Below are 14,754 nucleotides of genomic sequence, written 5' to 3'. Positions count from 1 at the left end.
GGCAGCGCGCGGGCTTGCCTCGTGCGCTGCAGCAACTGTCCCGGCAAGCGATCAGGAAAATAGCAATAGAAAGTCTTCAAAGGAGTTTGAAATCTTCCGCCAGTAATCATCGTCCCACAAGATGACGGATGGTGCGCCCCGGGCACCCCTGAAATCGAGACAGAATGGACTGCCGTCACCGGCCATGCCGAAACAAATGATTTCTGTAAAATCAACGATGTCCGGCATGGCTCCCGGGCCAGCACTGCCGCTTCCAGGCTCCCCATAGCAGCCATCGCCGACGAAATACGCCCCAAGCTGCGCTGTCCGGGCAGTCAATTCGACGGCATCCGTATAGATGTGCGCCAATTCCGTCTGCAGGACGCGACCGAAAGAATCGAGCTCCTCCTTCAGCCTCAAATTGCAGAATCCTGCCGCATCCCGATATCTTGCCGCAAAAGCAATATACTCGGCGGGTAAATCCATACCGTTAATCTGCATCGCTGACGTTACCTTTCACAAGCGGAGCATGATATTAAAACAAATGTACCGCTACGCCACCTTCGGGTGGCTCCTTTCGCCCCGATTTGTCGCGCTGCACCAAAATCTGAAAAGGCGTTTCACATCGCGGGATTTCAAACGGCAGACTCATCCATTAATGCTCTCACTTTTTGAAAATTCATTTCACATCCTGAAAAATCATAATTAAGTCGTTGAAAAAGAACGATTAAATTTAAGTTATATGTCTTATATAAGACTTGAAGATCGGCGCGAATCGGCCTACTATTTAGTCATGCAGTTTGCTTCGACAAGACGTTGTGGCGCACTCGGCGATTTTCTCAAACATAGCTTTTCTTTTTAGGAGATTCACATGTCCCAATATCAAGACGACATCAAGGCTGTTGCTGGTTTGAAAGACCAACAAGGTAGCGCCTGGAACGCCATCAATCCCGAGTCCGCCGCCCGCATGCGCGCCCAGAACAAGTTCAAGACTGGCCTGGACATCGCCAAGTACACGGCGAAGATCATGCGCAACGACATGGCCGCCTACGATGCGGACCCATCCAAGTACACCCAGTCGCTCGGTTGCTGGCATGGTTTCATCGGTCAACAGAAGATGATCTCGATCAAGAAACACTTCAACAGCACCGACCGCCGCTACCTCTACCTGTCCGGCTGGATGGTCGCCGCCCTGCGCTCCGAGTTCGGCCCGCTGCCGGACCAGTCGATGCATGAAAAAACCGCCGTCTCCGCCCTGATCAAGGAACTGTACACCTTCCTGCGCCAGGCCGATGCACGCGAACTGGGCGGCCTGTTCCGCCAATTGGACGCGGCCCAGGGCGATGCCAAGCAAGCCATCCAGGCCAAGATCGACGGCCACGTGACCCACGTCGTGCCCATCATCGCCGACATCGACGCCGGTTTCGGCAATGCGGAAGCGACTTACCTGCTGGCGAAGCAGTTCATCGAAGCGGGCGCCTGCTGCATCCAGATCGAAAACCAGGTATCCGACGAGAAACAATGCGGCCACCAGGACGGTAAAGTCACGGTGCCGCACGAAGATTTCCTGGCCAAGATCCGCGCCATCCGCTACGCCTTCCTGGAACTGGGCGTGGACGACGGCATCATCGTCGCCCGCACGGACTCGCTGGGCGCCGGCCTGACCAAGCAGATCGCCGTCACCAACGAACCAGGCGACCTGGGCGACCAATACAATTCCTTCCTCGACTGCGAAGAAGTGTCGGCTGACGCGCTGGGCAATGGCGACGTCATCATCAAGCGCGAAGGCAAGCTGCTGCGTCCGAAACGCCTGCCGAGCAACCTGTTCCAGTTCCGCGCCGGTTCCGGCGAAGAGCGTTGCGTGCTCGACTGCATCACCTCCTTGCAAAACGGCGCCGACCTGCTGTGGATCGAAACGGAAAAACCGCATATCGCGCAAATCGGCGGCATGGTCAGCGAAATCCGCAAGGTCATCCCGAACGCCAAGCTGGTGTACAACAACAGCCCATCGTTCAACTGGACCCTGAACTTCCGCCAGCAAATCTTCGACGGCATGAAAGCGGCAGGCAAGGACGTGTCCGCCTACGACCGCGCCCAGCTGATGAGCGTGGAATACGACCAGACGGAACTGGCGATCGCCGCCGACGAGAAGATCCGCACCTTCCAGGCCGACTCGGCCCGCGAAGCCGGCATCTTCCACCACCTGATCACCCTGCCGACCTACCACACGGCAGCCTTGTCGACGGACAACCTGGCCAAGGAATACTTCGGCGACCAGGGCATGCTGGGCTACGTGGCCGGCGTGCAGCGCAAGGAAATCCGCCAGGGCATCGCCTGCGTGAAACATCAAAACATGTCCGGCTCGGACATCGGCGACGATCACAAGGATTACTTCAGCGGCGAAGCGGCGCTCAAAGCAGCTGGTAAAGACAACACGATGAACCAGTTCTGAGTTGTTGGTTTGGCTGTAGAGTGAGAAAGCCCGCTTTGGCGGGCTTTTTTGCGTCTGAACGTTGCGTAGCGTCAGACCTGGAGTACACACTGATACACATTATGCGTATGCTTGCAGAGAGCAACATTTCTCCTCCGCGTTGCCGAGTTCAACAGATAGTGCATGAGGGAACAGCCATGAATATCCCCGCTGTCATTTTTAAAGATGCCGATAGTGTGTACGGTGTGAACGTCCCCGACATCAAAGGCGTCCACTCGTGGGGCGATAGCGTGGAAGACGCGCTCAACAACGTCCGGGCAGCCATCACCAGTCACATCGAGACACTGCTGGAGCTGGGCGAGCCAGTGGAAATAACGCAAAGCAAGATCGAAGCTCTACAGGCCAATCCTGAGCATGCGGGTGGCATCTGGGCACTGGTCCACCTCGACCTAGAAAAACTCGATAGCAAGCCCGAACGCATCAACATCAGCCTGCCGCGCTTTGTGCTGAGCAAGATCGACCGCTATGCGGCAGCGCGGCACGAGACGCGCAGCGGCCTGCTGTCGCGTGCGGCGCTCAGCTTGATCGAGGCCGAAGCCAAGGGAGGCGGAGTGCGGTGATGCCAATGACTTAACGGCAATCGATATCGATCTCGTTCTGCCCGGCCTTGCGGCCCTTCCTGTAGGTGAATTCGCAAAGGCTGACGCTGTCGTCCATTCTCCGAGACAGCGTGACTTCGCCATGCGCGCCGTAACTGCATTGCAGCCACTTGCCGTCTGGATAGGGGCCTTCCAGGCGGTAGCTGAGTATCGTACGCCCTTTCTTCGTGCGCTCCCCGCCGGGCACGAGCTGCCCCCTGCGCTCCGGTGCGCCGTCAATCGGCGCTGCGGCACTGAGGTAGAGCGGGCTGCCGATATATGGCGTCCAGCCAGCCGGCACGGCGTTCAGGCTGATCGAAGTCGCAGGCACGCTCTGCGGGCAGGCAAATGAGGCGGTCACGGCAGCATGCGTGAACACAGGGAAAATGCAGCCGGCGGCGCAAATCAACAAACGTTTATGTCGCATGGATGCTCCTCTATTCGATGACAAAAAAAGCATCGGCATTGTTGCTGGGATCGATATGCAGGCCATTCTTGTACTGGCCTTTGGAACGCAAGGTTCGCGAAGTCACGATGCCCAGGCGCTTCCCCGTCCACTGATCCATGACAATGATGCCGTCCAGCGTCTGCCCCATATACAGGGCGGCGTGATTGCCTTGTTGATGATTCGCATACTTCCCGTTGATAAATGTGGCAATGGCCGTGCCCTTGCGCAGCAAACGATTCCCCAGCACGGCTTCCCCCTGCTTCCAGGCCAATGTGGCAGGCGCACCCGCGTAGTGGCGAACCAGCGCAACGCATTGGTGGTTGCCGACCATGGTGGTTTTTTCCAGGTCGTCGACTTTGGTGTAGGTGTAGGGCATGGGATTCTCCAATGGCTAGAGGGAGAGTCTTACGATATATTGGAGAACTGGGAGGGGCTTGAGGGGTGACAAGGTTTGTGGGGGAGTTTGGGTACTCGGGGCGGCAGGCTGGGATATTGAGCTGAAGGGCCGAGTTCCGCTCAAAAATGGGAGAGGGGGATTCGAATCCTATACCATAAGCCGCATATATCCTAGATTATGGCAATTTGAAATTTCCATGTATCCCAAAACATCCCCCTTCTGACATATGCATCAGCTACTTGGGAAGCTTCTGCTCTGCCATTGAGCTACACGCCCGAACCTGCATTTTACGCAGCTTTCATCGCTGTTGGCAACATTGCAGCATGGTTGCTGTGATCGAAAATACGATGGCTGATTTCACCGAGGTGTGATGGCTTGTGTGAAAAGCCTACCTGCAAAACTGCGAGTAGTTAAAAACAACAATCCAAGTTGTACATTTCAAAGAATATATGCGTTAAGCATTTGCTTTTCCTTCTCGCAACATCCATAATCGACTAACTCAGTTACGCGCATAGTGGTTGTTACTTAGGAAACATACCATCGTCGGGCGTATCGCCAGACGGGAAATAATTGATATACATCGGCGGCACGAAACAGGCCACGCGCCCAACTCGCTCCGTCGTCACTCCTTGGGCGCGTGGCCTGTTTCGTGCCTGTAATTTATGGTAGCTGAGTCTGCCTATGACGCTAAAAGCAATTGAATCTTTTATTGCGACAGTCGACCCTAAAAGGGCGACTGTCGTTTCTTTTCCCGAGTTCATTGCGATATTCGGCGGTGCAATATCGCCTAAGAAAAAAAATAAAGCAAAATCTCAAAGAGACGCATTCGTTCGGTGGTGGACGGAAAATCGACAGGAACAGGTCGAATTATTATTACTTCCCGAAAATTACAGTGACTGGAATGAATTCAATACATACTCAGACCTATTGTTGTTTGAAAAGGATCTAGGATATTTAACTAGCGCCGTTCTAGTTTTTCTTGAAGCGCCAGGTGCAATTGCAGAGCTTGGGGCTTTTTCACAAATTAATTCTCTGAGTGAAAGGTTGGTTGTTGTCGTAAGAGACATTCATCACCCAGCAAAATCATTCATTAGCCTAGGACCAATTAGAAGTCTTGAGAAAACACAAAAACATGAAAATAGTGTTTGTGTGATTCCAAATGTAAAACCTGAAGACCTCCCAAAACACATTTCGGTTGTTATCGCTACATTGGATCAAAAACGAGCTCAGACCAAACCAAGTTCAACGTTCAACGCCGCAGATGCTCAGCATGAAATTATTTTAGTCCTCGATTTAGTTAACCTTTTCCTCGTTTGTCAAATTACAGAGTTACAGAAAATATTACTACATTTTGGCATAGAGATCAAAACAGCCAGACTTGACCAAATATTATTCCTTCTACAAAAGACAGAACTAATTTCTTACCGTCAGTACGGCAACAATCATTACTATATTCCAAAGAAATTCCGTAAAATTTACGTTGACTATACCACATCCAAACCTGGCATTAATTTCAAACGAGAAAGATTCAAAACAATTATTTGGAAAGAAATACAAAGCGACGCCTTCAGGAAAAGCATATTTGAATTGGAGAATGATGGGAGTAAAAAATCATGAGCATCATTGATAAAATGATGATTGATCTTCCATTTTCCAGTGATGAACTAATTCAGTTGATATCTACTGCCCGCTATCGTTACAAAGTGTTTCAGATCCCGAAAAGACAACCAAATAAATTTCGCACGATAGCTCAACCGTCAGCGGAAATAAAAATCATACAGTGCTGGTTGATGAAAAATATTCTTTCATCGTTACCTATTCATCAAAGTGCAACGGCGTATCGCCAAGGCCTGTCTATCGGTGACCATGCAACTACGCATGCTGGAAAGCGGTTCCTCCTAAAACTCGACTTTTCTGATTTTTTCCCGTCTATTTCTGCAAATGATGTACAAAAACACCTAACACAAGTTGGAAAAATTCCAGAAAATGATGCTCAATTTATAACTCGCGCTGTATGCTGGTACGATAGACTAAACAAAAAATTATGCCTTTCTATTGGAGCACCTAGTTCACCTTTATTATCCAATTCAATTCTATACGATTTTGACAGGAAAATTTCTCAATTATTACGAGGGAAAAAGATAACTTACAGCAGGTATGCTGATGATCTCGCTTTTTCCACGAACAGGGTTGACGTACTATCAACAATTCCCAAACAAATTCAAGAAATCGCCGATCAACTTTCATACCCTCGATTGAGAATAAACCATTCTAAGACGGTTTCAACATCCCGCGCTTGTCGTCAGTCCTTGGTGGGGCTAATTTTAACTCCTACTGGAGACGTTTCATTAGGAAGAGATAAGAAGCGAAGGCTTCGATCGGAGCTATATCGATTTTCAAAAGGGTTGTTGAATGAAATTGATCATCCACGATTACGTGGCGAGCTCGCGTTTGCTTGGTCTATTGAACCTAGCTATATTTTGTCGTTAGTTCGACAATTCGGCACTTCCATTTTCCGCGAATTAGATTTGCCCTTTGGCTCTGAAATAAAATAATGATTGAAATGATGTATCGTACCGTGCCAAATCAGACGCGCTATCATACTTTATAGAATTACTTCTAAAGTAAAGTTAGGTATTTAAGGTAATTTTTATAAATTTCACCCAATTGGACATACATGCGCCTCGCTTTTTTCTCAGTTACCAACTATCGAAGCATCATTGGAACACACCGAATCCCTATTGGCGATATTGCTGTTCTCCTAGGAAAAAACAACGAAGGAAAATCAAACATATTAAGAGCGCTAGCCATTTCTATGAAGATGTTGACGAACCATGGAACAAGACCGAGATCTATTCGTATTGGAACATTGAGTGACCGTGAGAGATTTATATGGAACCGGGATTTCCCCATTTCGCTACAAGGTCGAAAGAGTGGCTTGGAATCGAAATTTAGACTTGAGTTTTCCTTAGATGAACATGAAGTCAATGAATTTCGAAATGCCATCAAAAGCAATCTTAATGGAATTCTTCCGATTGAAATAAAAATTGGAAAAACGAACGAGCATGATATCCATGTACCAAAGAAAGGGCCAGGCGGAAACACACTATCTTCAAAGTCCGCAAAAATTTCTCAATATATTGCTGCAAAGATCGAATTTAATTACATTCCGGCCGTGCGAACGGAGGAACATGCCGAAGAAGTGGTACAAGAAATGCTCGCCGACGAATTGGCGAAACTTGAATCAGAGCCAAACTATATTGCAGCATTACAAGCTATTGCAGACCTTCAGGAGCCAATTCTGAAGCGGATTGGAAAATCAATAAAAGAATCATTGAATGAATTTTTGCCAAGTATTAGTAATGTATACGTTCAAGTGCCGCCTGCTGCACGACGTAGTGCACTGCGAAGTCAATGTAGAGTAGAGATTGACGATGGCACGCGAACATTACTTGAGTTTAAGGGCGATGGTGTAAAGAGCCTTGCTGTACTGGGCCTTTTAAGGGCGAAACGCAGATCGCTTGGCGCTGCCTCAATTATTGCAATTGAAGAGCCGGAATCTCATTTACATCCAGGGGCAATTCATAGTCTTCGTGAAGCGATTCTGAATTTGGTGCCGGAAAATCAAGTTGTTCTGACGACTCATTGCCCGCTATTTGCCGACCGTGATCAAATCTCGCGAAATATTCTAGTTGACGCAAATAGTGCAAAACCGGCGAAGACAATCGCAAGCATAAGAGAATTGCTTGGTATTCGATCTTCTGACAATCTTGTAAATGCAAGCCACGTCTTAGTAGTTGAAGGAAGTGAAGATGTAATAGCATTGAAAGCGCTATTACCAACACTGAGCAGTATCATTGGGAGCGCAATGAAGCAAAATCTTTTGGTAATAGAAGGTTTGGCTGGCGCGGGAAACCTATCATACAAGCTTAACATGTTAAGTAATGCACTATGTTCCGGCCATGTATTATTAGACCATGACGCTGCTGGGCGGCTTGGTTATGAAAAGGCTGAAAGAGACGGTCTTCTGAAAATTGCTGATCTTACTTTGGTTATATGCAAAGGTATGCAAAATTCAGAGCTCGAAGACTGCTTCAATGTTGATGTATATGCTGATGAAATCATGAGTAAATTCGGCGTGGATTTCAGATCGACCAGTTTCCGTGGGAATGAAAAATGGTCTGATCGGGCGAAAAAATCGTTTGAAAAATCAGCAAAACCTTGGGGTGACCGAATTAAATCTCAATTAAAAGATACAGTCGCTCGTGCTGTTGCTAAGTCTCCTTCTACCGCCCTAAATTCGCACAAACGAGCTTCAATTGATGCGTTAGTAAACGCTCTCGAAACAAAGCTAACCTTGAGTGGCGGCACGTAAAAGTAGGACAGGAGGGCACTTTTTCCTTGTCGGCCAGTCGGTCGGCGTGCCAAGTTGTTGGGCACAGGCGGGCCATCAACGGCATCAGATCGACTTCGCGGTCGTCCACGTACACTAGACGCGTGTCGGCAAGCGCGGTGGCCATCTCGGTAATGCGCTCGTAGCACTCGATCCAGCGCAGGCGTTCCTTTGGGCCAGCCGCGCTGACCGTTCTCATTCTTCAACGTGCGCGCCCACATCCACGCGTTCGGCACACCCAGCGGGCGGGCGCTAGGGCGTACCGGCGTAGGTTGGATGCACGTACTTGCAGCGCTGGGCCTCGTACGCGCGAGTTCAGATCCACCATTTGGACACGGATTGGTGCAGTGGTTGGAGTAGAAGACCTTAGGTCTTTGTCGGCAGCATCGCGTGCCGAGGACGTGTGTTCGTTGCTCGAATTGACTGGGCTTCTGCAGTGCTCAATGCATCAGCCCGTGTCCAAATGGCAGACCGGCCCCTGGTCCCTGCCGTGACCCTCGTCCCTGCCGGTGCAATTCGTCTCGGAAGTTGCGGCGGCGAAGTAAGATTGATTTTTCTCCAAGTAAGAGGTGAAATGGCTATGGGCAAATGGCACAAGTTGGGTATCATTCGAGGCAGGCACAACGGTTAGCGTGCCACGGAAACCCTGTCGCTGCCAGCGAAGGCGTTAAGCTCAACGCAATCACTCCGGTATTAATAAAATGTCAAGTAGCTTCTTTTTTCTCAAAGCCGATAAAAGTCAGTTAAATCAAGAATTTATTGATAAAGTTGAGGCTGATGCCATCTCTCGAAAAGAGCAGACCTATATAATTGATCGCCCATTGGGTGATAATCGCTATACATATTCACATGAAGCCGCATTGGTGGTGCTTACGCCGCGACGCAAACTTAGTTTTGTTGATTTTTCTGGAAATAGTGATTCCTTTGGCGATTTTGTTGAAGACTTCCTTGAGGATTTAGCTTCAATCTCGGACAAGTATCGATATAAGGAAGCTATCGGTCGACCACGTTCTTGGAAAAATGATCTGGTTTTAGAAATTCAAGCTACTGATCTAAATGCTTTTGATGAGTGGGAACAGAATTCGAAAATTGAAGACCCAGCTAAGCAAAGAATTGCTGAGTTGCTCGTTTCTTTACTAACTGGCAGCATTAATGATATTGAACGAGTAAGAGCCGATCTGCCCGCGAGTTTACTAGACCGCGTAAAAAGAAAGATTTTGCTTTTTGATGGAGATCAGACTCGTTTTATTTATGAAAAACGTGATAACAAAATAGTTAGAATTCAGGGGTTATCCGGGACTGGCAAGACTGAGTTGTTAATGCATAAGCTTCGTGATCTTTATGTAAACACTCCTAAGTCTACGATTCTTTTTACCTGTCATAACCGAATATTGGCCGATAATTTAGCCAAACGAATCCCTGATTTCTTCAACTTCATGAAAGTTGAAGAACAAATCGCATGGGAAGAGAGGCTTTGGTGCTTTCACGCATGGGGCTCAACTAACGCTCCAAATTCGGGAGCCTATCGTCTGATTTGTGAGAAATACGGTCTTCAATTTCATCGATACAGTCATTACATGACTTTTGATCGAGCTTGTAAGGAAGCGCTAGTAGAACTAAGGACACGTGGCGCAGTCGAGCCTGTCTTGGACTATATCTTAATTGACGAGAGTCAGGATTTTCCGGACTCATTTATAGAATTATGTGAACTAGTAACTCGAACAACTGTTTACGTTGCAGGTGATATCTTCCAAAGTATTTTCGACGAAAATATCGCCCCATCTATTGCACCAGACTATTTATTGAGCAAATGTTATAGAACTGATCCGAGAACATTAATGTTCGCTCATGCTATTGGTATGGGATTGTTTGAGGAATCTAAGCTCCGCTGGCTTGAAGATAATGAATGGCAGGCTTGCGGATATGTAGTTCAGCAAGCTGCGCATGGCTCGTTATATCGATTAACCAGAGAACCATTGCGGCGCTTTGAGGACATAGATAACAACATTCCAAGCGTGATTGTAGATTCCGTAGCGGGACCTTTCTGGGATGCTATCGGAAGTGGGATTATCGATGCAATTAAGCAACTAGCGTTGGAGCATCCGACATTAACACCGGATGATGTCGGGATTATTTTGCTTGATTCTGGGAACGTCGTTTACTCATTAGCTGACCATCTAGAGGTGTCGATTCGTAGGGAGTTAGGTTGGACAGTAAATAAAGCTTATGAAACCAAGCGGCGTCGGAAAGGTCAACTCTTCGTTAGCAATCGTAACAATGTTAAGGGCCTTGAGTTTCCTTTTGTGATCTGCGTCAGCGAACAAATATCACCAAGTTACAAGTATCGAAATGCTCTTTACATGACTTTAACCCGATCATTTATCCAATCACGCCTTATTGTATCTGCTGCCTACAACGCAGCAGTCTTGCCTCGAATATTGGATGGACTGCAACGGATTAATAACGAAGGATGTATCGAGGTTTCCCCACCAGGTGAGTCGGAGAAGGCTAGGATTAAGACTACGATTCGAGTAACTGCTAGTTCAATGCCTTTCTTTGATGTGGTGGAAAGAGTATTTGATGAAATGGGAGTACTCCCTATCTTGCGTCAGCCGCTTTTCGATGCAATTAAGCTTGTTGGCGAAGATGTGGATATCGACAATATTAGGGAGACAGTAACTTTCCTGTATCCGAAAATGCTTGGTCGGGGAGGCGCTGGTGAAGCGCTTTGACTTGATGATCGATAGATATCAAGCTTTGCATTTCTTGAAGGCAGTGCGAGCGAAACGCGATATTATCGTTTTATGGATGACTGCAATAAAATCATTTCTTGTAAATCAGCCGACCACTGAGGCTCAATCTGAAGCACGCTTATCTATTGTCATTATGTCGATGAGTCGGCTATTTTGCGAATTGAATGGGGGTGGCAAGATATTTTCAATATCGTTTCCCTTTGCTGTCCGCTTCGAGCGTGGAGAGTATACATTCACTTCTAGAGAAGGTGTGCAAATTGACAATCGGGTTAGCTCACAAATTATTGCCTTGGTAGAAAGCGGAACTCTGCAAGCGGCTGATTTTTCCCACTTCATTGATCCGATAATAGAAGCAGTCGATGTCGATCCGCTGTTATGGAGTTTATTTAGAGAGTTAATGTTAGCTGAGGATGCCTATATTCGGTATGATTGGGACTTGGAGCGCATTGATGGACACCGACACCCAGAACATCATCTAGATCTGTACTACTCGCAAGGATCATCCTTTAAAATTGGGCTTCGTGGTGAATTGAGTCATGACATGATGGTATCAATTCTCAACATCGAGAGTGATTGTCACTACCTTCGCCCAGCACTAGAGTAAGCAGACTAGCTTTCCTACGCAATCTTAGGTGGATCCTCTTTTCGCAAACGATGCCTAATTTTATTGATATCTTCTGCAGGTTCGAGCTTTTCCGGCATAGTACCTCCGATATCAGCGATCGCTTTGCGCACTTTCTGTCCAACCTCAAAGTGTGCGGCATTCGCGTTGAACTTGCCCCTTATACCCTCACGGCGCAGTTTTTCTTCAGCTTGAGTAAGACGGAAGAGATTGGCCGCTAACTCTGTGCTACCCATGTGATCTAGAATCTTTGCGTTCCCCGTGAGTCGCTTTGCGTTTTTGATGCCCATGGCATTTAGTCCATTGTAAAGGCCACGATAGCCAGAATTTTGAAACTCTGCATATTCCATTGGCTGAATTACTCCAGCGTCTTTTGCCGCATCTGCCAAGTCCTTATTGTGCACAGAAATGTCATTGCGCAGCGATAGGCGGCGCTGCTGTTCGACAAGTTGCTCATCGTATTTATTTTTTAGTTCTTGACGGCGAGTCTGTACCGCAAAATATGTTTGAGCAAAAGCTACCTGTTTTTTCTTGGAGTCGGCGTTTTGTGCGATTAAGTAAGCGCCGTATCTGGTGACATGGATATCGTAAATACGCGACTCTATTCCTGCTTGCGTTTCAACTTTTTCGCTTATTTCCGCGAAATGCTCATTAATGGTGAGTCCACTTTGGTTGCAAGCTATGTATGCGCGCTGTATGACGCCCTCGAAGCTTTTCCAAGCTCCGTAGCCGAACAGTCCCATTAATTCAAGCGCACTCCAATATTCGACATTCTCAGCAGTCATCTTCGCTGCATTTTCGAATCCTGCGATTACTTCCTCTGATGTGCCATGAAACGGCGGTTCTTCCGTAATAGACTGCACGACTGGAACGGCAGCTTTAATCATCTCTGCTGTAGCGTCTCCTGGCGTGGGAAACTCTATCTCCCCCTTCAGCATGCGGCGAATGTTTTCGAGCGCAGCTTTAGCCGTTTGACTAGGTACAGTCGTGCCTTCTTCGTCCTTAGACATAAAACCACCTCAGTTGTGCTAAAGCTCGATTTTATACCTGTTCTATCAAACTGAGCACAGCGAAAGGATGACATTGAGCTTAGGATTGCTTTGATGCATCCCATCCAAGGCAAATACAACAAGCACTTATCACATCAATAACGCCCTCTGGTTAGCTATAAGTTGATGAGGCGCTACTGATCAAGCAGAATTCAATCGTCGTCTCAAGCGACTCCACGGCTTGCATCTATACAGCGCTGCTGCCACTGAGCGATTTCCTCTGCGTCCCAGGCAACAGACTTGGGGCCGATGGGAATCGGCGCTGGCAACACGCCCGCCTTCACCTTGCGCCAGATTGTGGCGCGGGACCAGCCGGTGGCCTCGATGACCGCAGGCAAGCGGAGGAATTTTTTAGTCGTGGTCATAAGATTCTCCTTCGATTGATGAACAGCAAACAATGGAGAGTCATGCCGACTCTCCGCGATGGTTCCAGCAGCGCCAGGGCTGCACCCTTTACATATCTTCCGCTCCATGCGCTGCTGCCCTGATACAAGTGGGCGGTCATCTCCCCAGGTAGATAGACGTGACCTGTTCACGACCATGCCCCATCTCCACCGAAATCTTCATCCGCGCAGCGTGATCTGCGAGTTTTTGTGAAGTATCCAGCTGTCTGGACGTCGCGCCGCCACATGCTGGACTAGGTCGGCCAGTCAGTTCGGCATAGCGCCGCTGCGCGTACTCATGGCGCAGCCCATGCACGCCATGGATACCCGCCTTGTCGCACTGCGCACGAAAGCGGTTCAACTGATCCCGATAACGCAACTGCGCCGGAATCAGGCTGCCTTTTCCCGCCAGCGACTTGGCCGCTTCCAGCACGGCGCGCTGCTGCATGGTGGTAATCGGCACCTCCCGGTATTTGCTACCCTTAGTCCAGCTATCCTGCAGCCGCAGGATGTTCCCGCCATCGGCCCATCCCGGCTTGATTTTGATGCTTTCCTCGCGCCGCAAACCAAACGCCGCCTGCAACTGCAGGGACATGCGCGTATACGGATCATTCACGCGGGCCAGCGTGTCGGCGTCGAGCACCTTCGCCTTCGAGACGTTGGTGACAAACACCCGCTCCGCGATGCCATATTCGCCGTTGGTGCGCGCGATGATGTTCTCCTTGCCGATCTTCTCGGCCCACCAGCGCAAAGCGCTCATGCGATTCTTGATCGTTCCGGTACTGACGCCATCCTGCTTCCACTTGTCGAGCAGCGCCGCCACATGCTTCGGCTTCAGACTGTCCACGCTCATCTGCTGGAAGCCCCGCTCCGCCAGGTCGTTGGCGCACAGGTTTAATAAGCGCTCGCGGTCGGCCTGCGTCGCAAAGCTGCCATCCCGGTTGCGGTGACACAGTTGCTTGAGCTGGTAGTTCAGGTCGCGCATGGCAAAGTCATCCCTTCGATCTTGGGTTTCCAAATCAATGTTGCGTGGTGTAATGCTGTCTGGTAAGTGTTTCTGGCCACCCTCACTGCCTCGGCAGAAAAGGTTGAATCAAGGGCCTCGGGACACCACTCCCGTGTATACGGTTGCTGTTGCTGCCTGCCCGCGCCGCATGCGCGTGTGGCACCGCTGCGCGCTCCCGGAGGAAGCTGCCGCAGCGGGGACCAATCACCCAGGGTCCATGGAGTGCACATCGTGCACGGATCAACTTCTATTAATCAGCCCATAGCGGGCAAAGGACATCGCAGGGCTTGCCTGCGATGCGGGGCGCCTGGCCCCGTCACTGAACACCATCACGCGGTGGAATGCCGCTTGCCACCTGGGCCTATGCCGTCGGCGGCGCATCGTCACTGGCAGCACGCCGCCAGTAACGACGCGCGCACGCAGCCATGGCATGTGACGGCATACATGCCAGCATCGCACTCGCGGTGACGATACTGGCGACTCTGAAGCACATGCGCTGGCGGCAGCCGCGATGGCATCGCATCGCTGGCATTTCTGCTAACGGTGCGGCTTGCGGCAAAGCCATGCTGTGCTTCATACGGTGCGCTACCTCGCGGGGCATGCGAACCAATCGGGGCAGGAGTCTTGCTCCTGTTTGAGGAAGCGCCCACCGGGC

Annotated in this window: 13 protein-coding genes and 1 pseudogene; 7 read left to right on the top strand and 7 right to left on the bottom strand. The window is 49.5% G+C overall.

From position 1 onward, the window contains the following. Window positions 1-51 precede the first annotated feature (51 nt). A complete protein-coding gene (locus tag NCG91_RS11885; RefSeq protein ID WP_251349843.1) occupies window positions 52-465 on the bottom strand; it encodes an SMI1/KNR4 family protein in 414 nt (137 codons plus the stop codon). 385 nt (window positions 466-850) lie between these two features. Between NCG91_RS11885 and NCG91_RS11880 the strand changes: the two genes are divergently transcribed. Together NCG91_RS11880 and NCG91_RS11875 are read left to right on the top strand one after the other, a co-directional pair. Then, on the top strand, window positions 851-2,431 hold the full coding sequence (locus NCG91_RS11880) for an isocitrate lyase (RefSeq protein WP_034784508.1): 1,581 nt from the start codon (window positions 851-853) through the stop codon (window positions 2,429-2,431). Between the two features lie 176 nt (window positions 2,432-2,607). After that, entirely contained in the window at window positions 2,608-3,030 is a 423-nt protein-coding gene (locus NCG91_RS11875; RefSeq protein ID WP_251349842.1) for a type II toxin-antitoxin system HicB family antitoxin, read from the top strand. Between the two features lie 10 nt (window positions 3,031-3,040). Here the strand turns inward: NCG91_RS11875 and NCG91_RS11870 are convergent, their stop codons facing one another. Both NCG91_RS11870 and NCG91_RS11865 read right to left on the bottom strand, forming a co-directional pair. After that, a complete protein-coding gene (locus NCG91_RS11870) occupies window positions 3,041-3,475 on the bottom strand; it encodes an STY0301 family protein (RefSeq protein WP_251349841.1) in 435 nt (144 codons plus the stop codon). A gap of 10 nt (window positions 3,476-3,485) precedes the next feature. Beyond that, a complete protein-coding gene (locus NCG91_RS11865; protein WP_251349840.1) occupies window positions 3,486-3,872 on the bottom strand; it encodes a BPSL0067 family protein in 387 nt (128 codons plus the stop codon). A gap of 702 nt (window positions 3,873-4,574) precedes the next feature. Here NCG91_RS11865 and NCG91_RS11860 point away from each other — a divergent pair. The 3 genes from NCG91_RS11860 (at window position 4,575) to NCG91_RS11850 (ending at window position 8,268) form a co-directional block, all read left to right on the top strand. Beyond that, window positions 4,575-5,510 carry a retron St85 family effector protein gene (locus NCG91_RS11860; RefSeq protein ID WP_251349839.1) on the top strand — a complete coding sequence of 312 codons (936 nt, stop codon included), beginning with the start codon at window positions 4,575-4,577 and terminating at the stop codon, window positions 5,508-5,510. Beyond that, window positions 5,507-6,448, top strand: coding sequence for a retron St85 family RNA-directed DNA polymerase (locus NCG91_RS11855; protein WP_251349838.1), 942 nt, complete (start codon window positions 5,507-5,509; stop codon window positions 6,446-6,448). Before NCG91_RS11860 ends, NCG91_RS11855 begins: the two co-directional genes overlap by 4 nt. Window positions 6,449-6,570: 122 nt before the next feature. After that, the gene (locus tag NCG91_RS11850) at window positions 6,571-8,268 is read left to right on the top strand and encodes an ATP-dependent nuclease (RefSeq protein ID WP_251349837.1); all 1,698 of its coding nucleotides are present in this window, start codon (window positions 6,571-6,573) and stop codon (window positions 8,266-8,268) included. 18 nt (window positions 8,269-8,286) lie between these two features. Here NCG91_RS11850 and NCG91_RS11845 read toward each other — a convergent pair. Beyond that, window positions 8,287-8,592: pseudogene (locus NCG91_RS11845) on the bottom strand (IS4 family transposase); the annotation flags it as partial. A gap of 395 nt (window positions 8,593-8,987) precedes the next feature. On the opposite strand from NCG91_RS11845, the gene NCG91_RS11840 reads away from it, so the two are divergent. Next, window positions 8,988-11,018 carry an STM2767 family DEAD/DEAH box helicase gene (locus tag NCG91_RS11840; RefSeq protein WP_251349836.1) on the top strand — a complete coding sequence of 677 codons (2,031 nt, stop codon included), beginning with the start codon at window positions 8,988-8,990 and terminating at the stop codon, window positions 11,016-11,018. After that, window positions 11,005-11,643 (top strand): STM2766 family helicase-associated protein, encoded by a 639-nt coding sequence (locus tag NCG91_RS11835; protein WP_251349835.1) that lies wholly within the window; start codon window positions 11,005-11,007, stop codon window positions 11,641-11,643. The genes NCG91_RS11840 and NCG91_RS11835 overlap by 14 nt, the downstream gene beginning before the upstream one ends. Before the next feature lie 14 nt (window positions 11,644-11,657). Here NCG91_RS11835 and dinD read toward each other — a convergent pair whose 3' ends face one another. From dinD to NCG91_RS11820, 3 genes are all read right to left on the bottom strand, one after another. Further along, window positions 11,658-12,671 carry a DNA damage-inducible protein D gene (dinD, locus tag NCG91_RS11830; protein WP_251349834.1) on the bottom strand — a complete coding sequence of 338 codons (1,014 nt, stop codon included), beginning with the start codon at window positions 12,669-12,671 and terminating at the stop codon, window positions 11,658-11,660. Between the two features lie 203 nt (window positions 12,672-12,874). Further along, window positions 12,875-13,075 (bottom strand): helix-turn-helix transcriptional regulator, encoded by a 201-nt coding sequence (locus NCG91_RS11825; protein ID WP_251349833.1) that lies wholly within the window; start codon window positions 13,073-13,075, stop codon window positions 12,875-12,877. A gap of 136 nt (window positions 13,076-13,211) precedes the next feature. Then, complete coding sequence (locus NCG91_RS11820) at window positions 13,212-14,078, bottom strand: phage integrase N-terminal domain-containing protein (RefSeq protein WP_251349832.1); 867 nt, start codon at window positions 14,076-14,078, stop codon at window positions 13,212-13,214. Window positions 14,079-14,754: the final 676 nt, after the last annotated feature.

The sequence above is a fragment of the Janthinobacterium kumbetense genome, assembly GCF_023703445.1.
GTDB classification, from domain to species: domain Bacteria; phylum Pseudomonadota; class Gammaproteobacteria; order Burkholderiales; family Burkholderiaceae_D; genus Janthinobacterium; species Janthinobacterium kumbetense.
This window is presented reverse-complemented; position numbering and strand designations above follow the sequence as displayed.

Excerpts from the sequence above, each read along its gene's own strand:
- NCG91_RS11885 (WP_251349843.1), bottom strand. The coding sequence starts at position 465 with ATGGATTTACCCGCCGAGTATATTGCTTTTGCGGCAAGATATCGGGAT.
- NCG91_RS11880 (WP_034784508.1), top strand. The coding sequence starts at position 851 with ATGTCCCAATATCAAGACGACATCAAGGCTGTTGCTGGTTTGAAAGAC.
- NCG91_RS11875 (WP_251349842.1), top strand. The coding sequence starts at position 2,608 with ATGAATATCCCCGCTGTCATTTTTAAAGATGCCGATAGTGTGTACGGT.
- NCG91_RS11870 (WP_251349841.1), bottom strand. The coding sequence starts at position 3,475 with ATGCGACATAAACGTTTGTTGATTTGCGCCGCCGGCTGCATTTTCCCT.
- NCG91_RS11865 (WP_251349840.1), bottom strand. The coding sequence starts at position 3,872 with ATGCCCTACACCTACACCAAAGTCGACGACCTGGAAAAAACCACCATG.
- NCG91_RS11860 (WP_251349839.1), top strand. The coding sequence starts at position 4,575 with ATGACGCTAAAAGCAATTGAATCTTTTATTGCGACAGTCGACCCTAAA.
- NCG91_RS11855 (WP_251349838.1), top strand. The coding sequence starts at position 5,507 with ATGAGCATCATTGATAAAATGATGATTGATCTTCCATTTTCCAGTGAT.
- NCG91_RS11850 (WP_251349837.1), top strand. The coding sequence starts at position 6,571 with ATGCGCCTCGCTTTTTTCTCAGTTACCAACTATCGAAGCATCATTGGA.
- NCG91_RS11840 (WP_251349836.1), top strand. The coding sequence starts at position 8,988 with ATGTCAAGTAGCTTCTTTTTTCTCAAAGCCGATAAAAGTCAGTTAAAT.
- dinD (WP_251349834.1), bottom strand. The coding sequence starts at position 12,671 with ATGTCTAAGGACGAAGAAGGCACGACTGTACCTAGTCAAACGGCTAAA.
- NCG91_RS11825 (WP_251349833.1), bottom strand. The coding sequence starts at position 13,075 with ATGACCACGACTAAAAAATTCCTCCGCTTGCCTGCGGTCATCGAGGCC.
- NCG91_RS11820 (WP_251349832.1), bottom strand. The coding sequence starts at position 14,078 with ATGCGCGACCTGAACTACCAGCTCAAGCAACTGTGTCACCGCAACCGG.